The sequence below is a fragment of the uncultured Methylobacterium sp. genome, assembly GCF_964251405.1.
Taxonomy (GTDB): Bacteria; Pseudomonadota; Alphaproteobacteria; order Rhizobiales; family Beijerinckiaceae; genus Methylobacterium.
In genome coordinates this window covers 1-9,293 of sequence record NZ_CAXUJR010000122.1, presented here as the reverse complement: position 1 = coordinate 9,293, position 9,293 = coordinate 1, and the positions used below count along the sequence as shown (strand labels likewise).

At 68.3% G+C, this 9,293-nt stretch carries 7 protein-coding genes and 1 pseudogene; 4 read left to right on the top strand and 4 right to left on the bottom strand.

Going from position 1 to position 9,293, the window contains the following annotated elements; genetic code table 11:
* Together ACFE7U_RS16415 and ACFE7U_RS16410 are read left to right on the top strand one after the other, a co-directional pair.
* A partial coding sequence (locus ACFE7U_RS16415) for a helix-turn-helix domain-containing protein (protein ID WP_375410786.1) occupies nt 1–155 on the top strand: 155 nt, incomplete at its 5' end.
* Nucleotides 152–388: a hypothetical protein gene (locus ACFE7U_RS16410; RefSeq protein ID WP_375410785.1), complete on the top strand. Its 237-nt coding sequence runs from the start codon at nt 152–154 to the stop codon at nt 386–388. The genes ACFE7U_RS16415 and ACFE7U_RS16410, both read left to right, overlap by 4 nt.
* Nucleotides 389–669: 281 nt before the next feature.
* On the opposite strand, the gene pnp is transcribed toward ACFE7U_RS16410, so the two are convergent.
* The 3 genes from pnp to ACFE7U_RS16395 all read right to left on the bottom strand — a co-directional run bounded on the left by pnp (nt 670) and on the right by ACFE7U_RS16395 (nt 5,555).
* Nucleotides 670–2,877 (bottom strand): polyribonucleotide nucleotidyltransferase, encoded by a 2,208-nt coding sequence (gene pnp / locus ACFE7U_RS16405; protein ID WP_375410784.1) that lies wholly within the window; start codon nt 2,875–2,877, stop codon nt 670–672.
* A 271-nt stretch (nt 2,878–3,148) separates the two neighbouring features.
* Nucleotides 3,149–3,418 carry a 30S ribosomal protein S15 gene (gene rpsO, locus ACFE7U_RS16400; protein WP_292509149.1) on the bottom strand — a complete coding sequence of 90 codons (270 nt, stop codon included), beginning with the start codon at nt 3,416–3,418 and terminating at the stop codon, nt 3,149–3,151.
* 307 nt (nt 3,419–3,725) lie between these two features.
* Nucleotides 3,726–5,555 (bottom strand): hypothetical protein, encoded by a 1,830-nt coding sequence (locus tag ACFE7U_RS16395; protein ID WP_375410783.1) that lies wholly within the window; start codon nt 5,553–5,555, stop codon nt 3,726–3,728.
* Between the two features lie 240 nt (nt 5,556–5,795).
* Here ACFE7U_RS16395 and ACFE7U_RS16390 point away from each other — a divergent pair, with 240 nt between their 5' ends.
* Both ACFE7U_RS16390 and ACFE7U_RS16385 read left to right on the top strand, forming a co-directional pair.
* Nucleotides 5,796–7,298, top strand: a complete 1,503-nt coding sequence (locus tag ACFE7U_RS16390) for an NAD(P)/FAD-dependent oxidoreductase (RefSeq protein WP_375410782.1) — start codon at nt 5,796–5,798, stop codon at nt 7,296–7,298.
* Between the two features lie 99 nt (nt 7,299–7,397).
* Nucleotides 7,398–8,819: an amino acid permease gene (locus tag ACFE7U_RS16385; protein ID WP_375410781.1), complete on the top strand. Its 1,422-nt coding sequence runs from the start codon at nt 7,398–7,400 to the stop codon at nt 8,817–8,819.
* A 235-nt stretch (nt 8,820–9,054) separates the two neighbouring features.
* Here the strand turns inward: ACFE7U_RS16385 and ACFE7U_RS16380 are convergent.
* Nucleotides 9,055–9,293, bottom strand: a pseudogene (locus ACFE7U_RS16380) (hypothetical protein); the annotation flags it as partial.

Genomic DNA, 9,293 nt, shown 5'->3' with positions numbered 1-9,293 from the left:
ACGTGCACGTCAACCGGACGCTGCAGGAACTGCGGCGTCAGGGGCTCATCGAGCTCAAGAGCGGGCGCTTGACGATCCTCGACCTGCCTCGCCTGAGGGCGCTGGCCGAGTTCAAGTCGAACTACCTGCATCTCGGAGGCCGCGTCGCCGCATGAACCTTCGCCTCACGCCTGTGAAGGTTGCGACAGGAAGCAACGACACCGAGAGCCAGCTCGTCTTCCATGACGATTTCCTCATCGCGGTGCTGGTGCGCTTGTCCGACGACCACGAGGCGGATGCGGGCAAGTGGTTCCTGGAGGCCGGGTTCGGGAGGGTCGACTCTCTGCGCTCACCGACATTCGCCGATCTCGACGAAGCGCGGGCGTGGATCGTGGATCAGCTCGCGTAGCGCGTCCTCACGTTCCCTTGACCCGATCCGTGACGGTTTGGCCTGGCTCGGTCGCAGCCGGTCGGATTCCCCTGCGACCCAAACCGATCGTTCGCCCGCCAAAGAAAAAGCGCGGCCCCGAAAGGGCCGCGCTCCACGTCGTTCGTCCTTCTGTCACCAGACCTCGACGAGCCCGACCCGTCGAGGTCTGCCCGCGCGACCGCGCGGCAGCAGTCGTCCGCCGGGTCTCACCGATCCCGACCATGGTTCGGGATCGGTGAGAAAGGGTAGGAGAGGGCGCGTTACTCGCCCGCGTTGCGGCGCTCGCCGCGCTCGCGGCGGGGCTCCTGGTCGCCGCCCCGCACCCGGTCCTGATCGGCGTTGCGCTCGGCCTTGAGCTTCTCGGTGAGGTCCTCGCCGGTGGTCTGATCGACGACCTTCATGGAGAGGCGGATCTTGCCGCGGTCGTCCTGACCGAGGAACTTCACCTTCACCTTGTCGCCTTCCTTGACCACGTCCTTCACGTTGGCGACCCGCTGGGCGGCGAGTTCCGAGATGTGGACGAGGCCGTCCTTGGCGCCGAAAAAGTTCACGAAGGCGCCGAACTCCATCGTCTTCACGACCGTGCCGTCGTAGATCATCCCGACCTCGGCCTCGGCCACGATCGAGCGGATCCAGTTATAGGCCGCCTTGATGGCCTTTCCGTCCGAGGACGCGATCTTCACCGTGCCGGTGTCGTCGATGTTGATCTTGGCGCCGGTCTTCTCGACGATCTCGCGGATCACCTTGCCGCCGGTGCCGATCACTTCCCGGATCTTGTCGGTGGGGATCTGCATGGTCTCGATGCGCGGCGCGTACTCGCCGAGCTCAGGACGGGCGTCGGTCAGGGCTTTCGCCATCTCGCCGAGGATGTGGACGCGGCCTTCCTGCGCCTGGTGCAGGGCGATCCGCATGATCTCCTCGGTGATGCCGGCGATCTTGATGTCCATCTGCAGCGAGGTGATGCCGCTCTCGGTGCCGGCCACCTTGAAGTCCATGTCGCCGAGATGGTCCTCGTCGCCGAGGATGTCGGAGAGCACGGCGTAGCGCTCACCCTCGAGGATGAGGCCCATGGCGATGCCCGCCACCGGACGGCGCAGCGGCACGCCCGCATCCATCAGCGCGAGCGAAGCGCCGCAGACGGAGGCCATCGACGAGGAGCCGTTCGACTCGGTGATCTCGGACACGACGCGGATCGTGTACGGGAACTCGTGGGCCGGCGGCAGGATCGGGTGGATGGCGCGCCAGGCGAGCTTGCCGTGGCCGATCTCGCGGCGGCCCGGGGACCCCATGCGGCCGGTCTCGCCCACCGAGTAGGGAGGGAAGTTGTAGTGGAGCAGGAAGGTCTCCTTGTAGGTGCCTTCCAGCGCGTCGATGAACTGCTCGTCCTCGCCGGTGCCGAGCGTCGCCACGACGAGCGCCTGGGTCTCGCCGCGGGTGAACAGGGCCGAGCCGTGGGCACGCGGGAGCACGCCGGCCTCGGACACGATCGGGCGCACGGTGCGCACGTCGCGGCCGTCGATGCGGGAGCCGGTGTCGAGCACGTTCCAGCGCACGACCTTGGACTGGGCCTCCTTGAAGGCGGCCTTGACCTTCTCGGCCGGATACTTGGCCTCGCCGTCGGCCGGGCAGAGCGCGGCCATCACCGTCGCCTTGACGACGTCGACGGCGGCGTAGCGCTCCTGCTTGATCGTGTTCTTGTAGGCGGCGCGGAGTTCCGTCTCACAGATCGCCAGGACGGCCTTCTCGACCTCCTCGTTCTCGGGGGCGGTGAAGTTGCGGGGCTCCTTGGCGGCCTTCTCGGCGAGACGGATGATCGCCTCGATGACCGGCTGGAAATGCTTGTGGCCGAACATCACGGCGCCGAGCATCACGTCCTCGTCGAGCTCCTTCGCCTCGGACTCGACCATCAGGACGGCGTCCTGCGTGCCGGCGACCACGAGGTCGAGGGAGGAGGCCTCCATCTCGGGCACGGGCGGGTTGAGCTTGTACTGGCCGCCGATATAGCCGACGCGGGCCGCGCCGATCGGGCCCATGAACGGCACGCCCGACAGCGTCAGGGCGGCGGAGGCCGCCACCATGGCGAGCACGTCGGGATCGTTCTCGAGATCGTGGGTCAGGACGGTGATCACGACCTGGGTGTCGCTGCGCCAGCCCTCGACGAAGAGGGGGCGGATCGGCCGGTCGATGAGGCGGGAGACCAGCGTCTCCTTCTCGGAGGGGCGGCCTTCGCGCTTGAAGTAGCCGCCGGGGATGCGGCCGGCGGCGTAGGCGCGCTCCTGGTAGTTCACGGTGAGCGGCAGGAAGTCGATCCCGGCCTTGGGCTCCTTGGCGGAGACGACGGTGGCGAGCACCGAGGTGTCGCCGTAGGTGGCCATCACGGCGGCGTCAGCCTGGCGGGCGACCTTGCCGGTCTCGAGGACGAGCTTGCGGTCGCCCCACATCAGCTCTTCACGTTGGACGTCGAACATATCGTTTTTCCCTTAGCCTCATGCGGTCGGGCTGCGGCCGGCGCCGCCAGGGGCAAGACGGCAAGGAGCTTTCGTATGAAAAGCCCCTTGCGATCCTGTCCCCGGCGAGCGCACGTCGAGCCGGCCCGAGTTTCGCATCACCGGACCCATTCCGATGACGCGTGTCGTCTGGAGCATCGGCTTCTCCGGAAACCGGTTCCCGCTTTCCGGGCCGATGCTTTTGCGAAAACGCGGCCCCGAGCCTGGCTCGGGACCGCGTGGAAAGATCGCCTTAGCGGCGAATGCCGAGACGCTCGATGAGGCTGCGGTAGCGGGCCTCGTCCTTGCGCTTGACGTAGTCGAGCAGCGAGCGGCGCTGCGAGACCATCTTCAGGAGGCCGCGGCGGGAATGGTTGTCCTTGCCGTGGGTCTTGAAGTGACCGGTCAGGTTGGTGATCCGTTCGGTGAGGATCGCCACCTGGACCTCCGGAGACCCGGTGTCCTTGCCGCCCTGTGCGTATTCCTTGATGAGCGCGGTCTTGCGCTCTGCCGAGATCGACATCGCTATCCCTTTCGGTTGGGTTTGGTCGGGTTCGGCGGCCTTCGCGAAAAGGGCCGCGCGAGGCTCGGGATCGGGCCGCTGCCGGGATGTCGTCCAGCAGGGTCGCGTCGCCAAGCGGCTTTAGCCCCGTGCCCGTCGCCGGGTCGAGGCTGCGCCGGTCATACACGAAACGGCGGGCGGCGCCAGCCCCGCCCCTTCCGCACGAGAGGCAGTGGAGGGGACGTGGGCGTGCGCGGCGTGTTCTCAGACTGGTCCGCCACCACGACCGTCTACGCGAACAGCGTCGGGGCCGATGAGGGGATCGGCCCTACGGTGCGGAATCCGGACGCACCCGCCAGACCATGAGGGGGGAGCCCGCCATCGGCACGCCGTCGAGCCAGGGTGCCGAAGCCTCGCCCTGCGCCAGGCGCGTCGCGAAGGGTCGAGGCTCCCCGGACGCGCCTTCCAGGATGTCCCGGCACAGGACGACATGGGTGGCTCCGGACGACGCGACGCTCCGGCGAAGATCGGCCTCGCTCCCGCCGAGACCGATCAACGAGGCGGCGAGACCCGGAATGGCCCGGTGATAGGGGGCGGCCACCACCGCGTGGCGGGTCTGGGCAAGGATGGAGGGTCCGAGGTCGATATGAGCCAGGATCACGCCGGGCTCCAACCCTGCGAGGGGCGCGAGGGCGCTCTTCGTCTTGCAGTCCTGCAGGGTCACGCCCGATGCCTGCAAGTCCTGTGAGGCGGTGAGGCGGGTCGCGACGGCGAAGGGAACGGCCCAGATCCTGGCGACCATGAGAAGGGCGACCACCAGGGTCGCCGGCCGCATCCATCCCGCATCCTCACGCCGCAGCAGGGTGACCGCGCGACCGAGAAGCGGCCCGGCCACGAAGGGGATGACGGCCGAGGCCATGTAGGTCCCCCGGAACTGGACGAGGCCGATCGCAAAGCCGGCAAGGAGGAAGAGCGTGGCGAAGAGGGCGGAGCGCCGGATTTCGACGGGAGCGCGCAGGACCGCGACCGAAGCCACGACGCCGGCGATCAGCAGGGGCGCCAGGGCGGCGAGGGCCGAACCTGGATTCCGCCCCACGTGCGTCCAGACGGGCAGCATCTCGCTGACCTGCTCGAGCCAGTCCCGCCTCACGATCGGCGGCAGGTCGGTATAAGGCCCTCTGAGGCATTCGGGGAAGAGCACCGCGAAGCCGGCGACCATCACGATGCCGAGGAGACCGGCGAAGCCGGCGCGGTGCAGACCGTGCGGCAGACGGGAGGACAGCAGGGCTGCGCCGCCGCCCGTGGCAGCGGCGCAGCACGAGATCCAGAGCCAGGGCGGCGAGAGCGCATCGCAGGCCGTGACGAGCCAGAGGCGCGGCGAGGTCTGGCCGAGGAAGAGAAGGAGCGCCGCTAGCGCCAGCGCCAGCGAGAACCCGCAGAGCGCCGGCAGGGCCGGCGGCCCGGACCGGATCCAGTCGACGAGGAGGACGAGGCCCGCGATGGCGAGGAAGGGCAGGGCCTCAAGGCCGACCGCCAGCGAGAACGCCGCGAGCCCGCCCGCGAGCGCCGCGCGACGCCAGGAGCCCTCCGCCTGCGCGAGGCAGAGGCCGAGCCCCACCACCGCGAGGATCTGGACGTTATGGTGATCGATCCGGCCGAAGCTGAACAGTGGCCCGAGCACGGCCGCCTGGGTCGCCATGAACAGGGACAGGATCGCCGCGCGTGGGCCGAACCGGGCCGAGACGGCCCGGTAGAGGAGGAGCAGGTAGATCGCGAACAGGGCCGGCGGCCACAGGGCGGCGACGAGCCCCTCCGCGAGGGCGCGTCCGAACACCGGAGTCGCGAGGGCGATCAGGGCAGCGATCGGGGCGTCGACGTAGCGCGACCAATGCATGCCGATACCGGCCGGAGGCATGAGGCGGTGCTGGTTCATGTCGAACCACGGCTGGCCCGCCATGAGGTCGCGCACCTCCACGAGCCGCATGGCATCGTCGGTGTCGGGCAGGCTGCGGAGGGCGACGACGGCCTGAAGTTCGCCGAGCGGGTAGAGGACGAACAACCCGACTGCGACGAGCAGCCAGAGGACGACCGGATTGTCGAAGGGCGACGCGAACGCGGTGACCGGGGCCAGTCTCGGAACGGACGACGCTGCTCTCATGATATCGCGATCGCGTGAAAGGGAGGCCGTCGTCCAGGGGAGGGTGGGGCGACCGCCCTCCGGGGACCGTTCGCCCCACGCTGACGGCGAAAGCTTAAGGAATGAAGAGGGCGAGGGCGGCCGGGGCGATCGATCCGGCCCGTACGCTCCCTCGGGAGTAAGGCCGCCTTAACCGCAACGCCCGCACCATGCGGCCGGCGCAGCAGGACCAGCGTCGTCCCTCGTGATGCCGGGTTATCGATGAGCCACTACACGGAAACGCTGGTGATCGGCGGCGGTCCCGCAGGACTGACCGCGGCCTACCTGCTGTCTCGGGAGGGGCGCTCCGTCACGGTGCTAGAGCGCGACCCGACGCAGGTCGGCGGCATCAGCCGGACCGTGTCGCATAACGGCTTCCTGTTCGACATCGGCGGACACCGCTTCTTCTCGAAGTCGAAGGCGGTGGTCGACCTCTGGGACGAGATCCTTCCGGACGATTTCATCGACCGTCCCCGCCTGTCGCGGATCTTCTACAAGGGGAAGTATTACGCCTATCCGCTGAAGGCGATGGAGGCCCTGGGCAACCTCGGCCTCGTCGAGAGCGCGGCCTGCGTCGCCTCCTACCTGTACGCCCGCGCCCGGCCGATCGCAGAGCCCAGAACCTTCCACGACTGGGTCCGCAATCAGTTCGGCGAGCGCTTGTTCTCGATCTTCTTCAAGACCTACACCGAGAAGGTCTGGGGCATGTCCTGCGACGCCATCTCGGCGGATTGGGCGGCCCAGCGCATCAACGGGCTCAACCTCGGGACGGCGATCCGCGACGCCCTCACGCGCTCCCTCGGCCTGCGCCGGCGCCGGAAGGCCGGCGGCCCCGTCATCAAGACGCTGATCGAATCCTTCCGCTACCCGCGCCGCGGCCCCGGCATGATGTGGGAGGCGGCCGCCGCCAAGGTCGAGGCCCAGGGCGGCGCGATCCTGCTCGACCGCGGCGTCGACGGCCTGCACTTCGAGGCCTCGACCGGGCTCTGGACCGTGACGGCCGTGCGCGGCGACGGCACCCGCGAGACCTACCTCGCCCGCAACGTCGTGTCGTCGGCGCCCCTGCGGGAGCTCGTCGCGGCGATCGCGCCGACGCCGATCAGCACCTTCAACGCCCGGGCTCTGCAGTACCGCGACTTCGTGACCGTCGCGCTGATCGCCAAGGGCGGCCGCGACTTCCCCGACAACTGGATCTACATCCACGACCCGTCGGTGCAAGTCGGGCGCGTGCAGAACTTCCGCTCGTGGTCGCCCGAGATGGTGCCCGATGCCGCCTATAGCTGCCTCGGACTCGAGTATTTCTGCTTCGAGGGCGACGGCCTCTGGACGGCGTCGGACGCCGACCTCGTGGAACTCGCCAAGCGCGAGATCGGCCAGATCGGCCTCGTGGCCCCCGAGGACGTGGTCGATGCCTGCGTCGTGCGCCAGCCCAAGGCCTATCCGGTCTACGACGAGGCCTACAAGGACCACGTCGCCACGATCCGGCGCGACCTCGAACACGCCTATCCGAGCCTGCACCTCGTCGGCCGCAACGGCATGCACAAGTACAACAACCAAGACCACGCGATGATGACCGCGATGCTCACGGTGAAGAACATCATCGCCGGGACGCGCCTCTACGACCCCTGGTGCGTGAACGAGGACGCCGAATATACCGAGGCCGGCGTTTCGGGCGCCGAGGAGGCGCTGGCCAGCGAGCGGATGGTGCCGCGCCGCGCGGCGTGAGGTAACCGTACCGGCGAGGCTCCATCGACAGGGTCTCGACGGAGGGTGGCGCGGGACGTGCTGGTCGCTGTCCAAGCCATCGCTGGAGGCAGACACCGCATGACAGGCCAGCCCCTCACGGTGCCCGCACGGCCGAACTCTCTCGACAAGGGAGGCGGCACGCCGCAGCTCGACCGCACCCTGACCGCCTTCCACCTCGTCTGCCTCGGTATCGGAGCGACCATCGGGGCGGGGATCTTCGTGCTCACCGGAACGGCGGCGGCGCAGCATGCCGGACCGGCCCTGACCCTATCCTTCGTGCTCGGCGGCTTCGCCTGCGGCTTCGTCGCCCTTTGCTACGCCGAACTCGCCGCGGCGATCCCGGCGTCCGGCTCGACCTATTCCTACGCGAAGGCGACGCTCGGTCCCCTCTGCGCCTGGATCGTCGGGTGGGACCTCGTGCTCGAATTCGCCATGGCCGCCGCCACCGTGGCGGTGGGCTGGTCCGGCTACGTCCAGAGCCTCCTGAACGATGTCGGCCTCACCCTGCCGCCAGCGCTCGGAGCCGCCCCCGGCACCGTCGTCGGACCGGACGGGACGACGGCCCTCGTCAACCTCCCGGCGGCCGCACTCGTCATCGCCCTGACCATCCTGCTGACGCGCGGCAACCGTGGATCGACGGGCGCGAACGCCGTCATGGTCGCCCTCAAGGTCGCGATCATCCTGGCCTTCGTGGGCCTCGGCGCGTGGCACGTGAAGCCGGGCCTGTGGTCCCCCTACATCCCCGACAACACCGGCACCTTCGGCGAATTCGGCTGGAGCGGGGTCCTGCGCGGGGCCGGGATCGTGTTCTTCGCCTTCGTCGGGTTCGAGACCGTCTCGACGGCCGCCGCCGAGACCCGCGATCCTCAGCGGGACGCGCCGATCGGGCTCATCGGCTCGGTGGCGATCAGCACGGTGCTCTACATCGCGGTGGCGGCGGTTCTCACCGGGCTCGTGCCCTATGCCGCGCTCGACGTCGCCGACCCAATGGCCAAGGCCATGGACGTCATCGGGATCGCTGGCCTCTCGATCGTGATCAAGGGCGGGGCGATCCTCGGGCTGACGACGGCGACGCTGACAGCCCTGTTCGGGCAGTCGCGCATCCTGTTCGCCATGGCACGGGACGGGATGCTGCCGGCGGCCTTCGCACGGGTGCATCCGCGCTTCCACACCCCGGCCACGGCTCAGGCCGTCGTCGGGGCGCTGACCGCGCTGGTGGCGGCGCTGACGCCCATCGACGTGCTCGGCGAGCTCGTCAGCATCGGCACGCTGCTCGCCTTCATCCTGGTCTGCGTCGCCGTGATGGTGCTGCGGTGGACCCGCCCGGGCCAGCCGCGCCCGTTCAAGGCGCCAGGTGGCGCGGCGACACCGGTCCTCGGTATCCTGGCCTGCCTCGTCCTCATGGCGGGGCTGTCCTGGGAGACCTGGGCACGCCTGGGATTGTGGCTTGGTCTGGGGCTGGCGATCTATGGCGTTTCCCGCCGCTTGGCACGGGCATGATCCTTCAGATCGACAACCGTATGATCGCAGTAGCCTTTTACGAATCGCAATGATTGATAGCTGCGACCTTATAGCTCAAGTTACTTAGCTTCATGCAATGATGGACCGGCCCCACCATCCCGCTCGCGGTCGCCGTATCGGTTCTGCTCCAGAATGACTATGGATCTCCGAGTTGAATCGGAGGCGTTGGATCGTCTTCGCAGCAATACGTTCTCTGGGATAATCGCCCATAGGTTCAGGGATTCGTTGAGGTCGGTCGTCGAAGTCGATTGTTCTTCACGCGTTGAACCGATCGAGTCTCCGGTGCCGAGGCAAAGGGATGTTTCTGCCAGCCGTCACGACCTTCTACCAATCCATGCTTCGCGAAGTGAAGCAGGGGATTGAGCCCGCTGGCTTCGACATCTGGGTTCGCAGCAAGATAGCCATCGTTACTGAAGCCCGCGCTCGGATCCCGCCCCTCCTTCCAGCCGTGCT

Excerpts from the sequence above, each read along its gene's own strand:
- ACFE7U_RS16410 (WP_375410785.1), top strand. The coding sequence starts at position 152 with ATGAACCTTCGCCTCACGCCTGTGAAGGTTGCGACAGGAAGCAACGAC.
- pnp (WP_375410784.1), bottom strand. The coding sequence starts at position 2,877 with ATGTTCGACGTCCAACGTGAAGAGCTGATGTGGGGCGACCGCAAGCTC.
- rpsO (WP_292509149.1), bottom strand. The coding sequence starts at position 3,418 with ATGTCGATCTCGGCAGAGCGCAAGACCGCGCTCATCAAGGAATACGCA.
- ACFE7U_RS16395 (WP_375410783.1), bottom strand. The coding sequence starts at position 5,555 with ATGAGAGCAGCGTCGTCCGTTCCGAGACTGGCCCCGGTCACCGCGTTC.
- ACFE7U_RS16390 (WP_375410782.1), top strand. The coding sequence starts at position 5,796 with ATGAGCCACTACACGGAAACGCTGGTGATCGGCGGCGGTCCCGCAGGA.
- ACFE7U_RS16385 (WP_375410781.1), top strand. The coding sequence starts at position 7,398 with ATGACAGGCCAGCCCCTCACGGTGCCCGCACGGCCGAACTCTCTCGAC.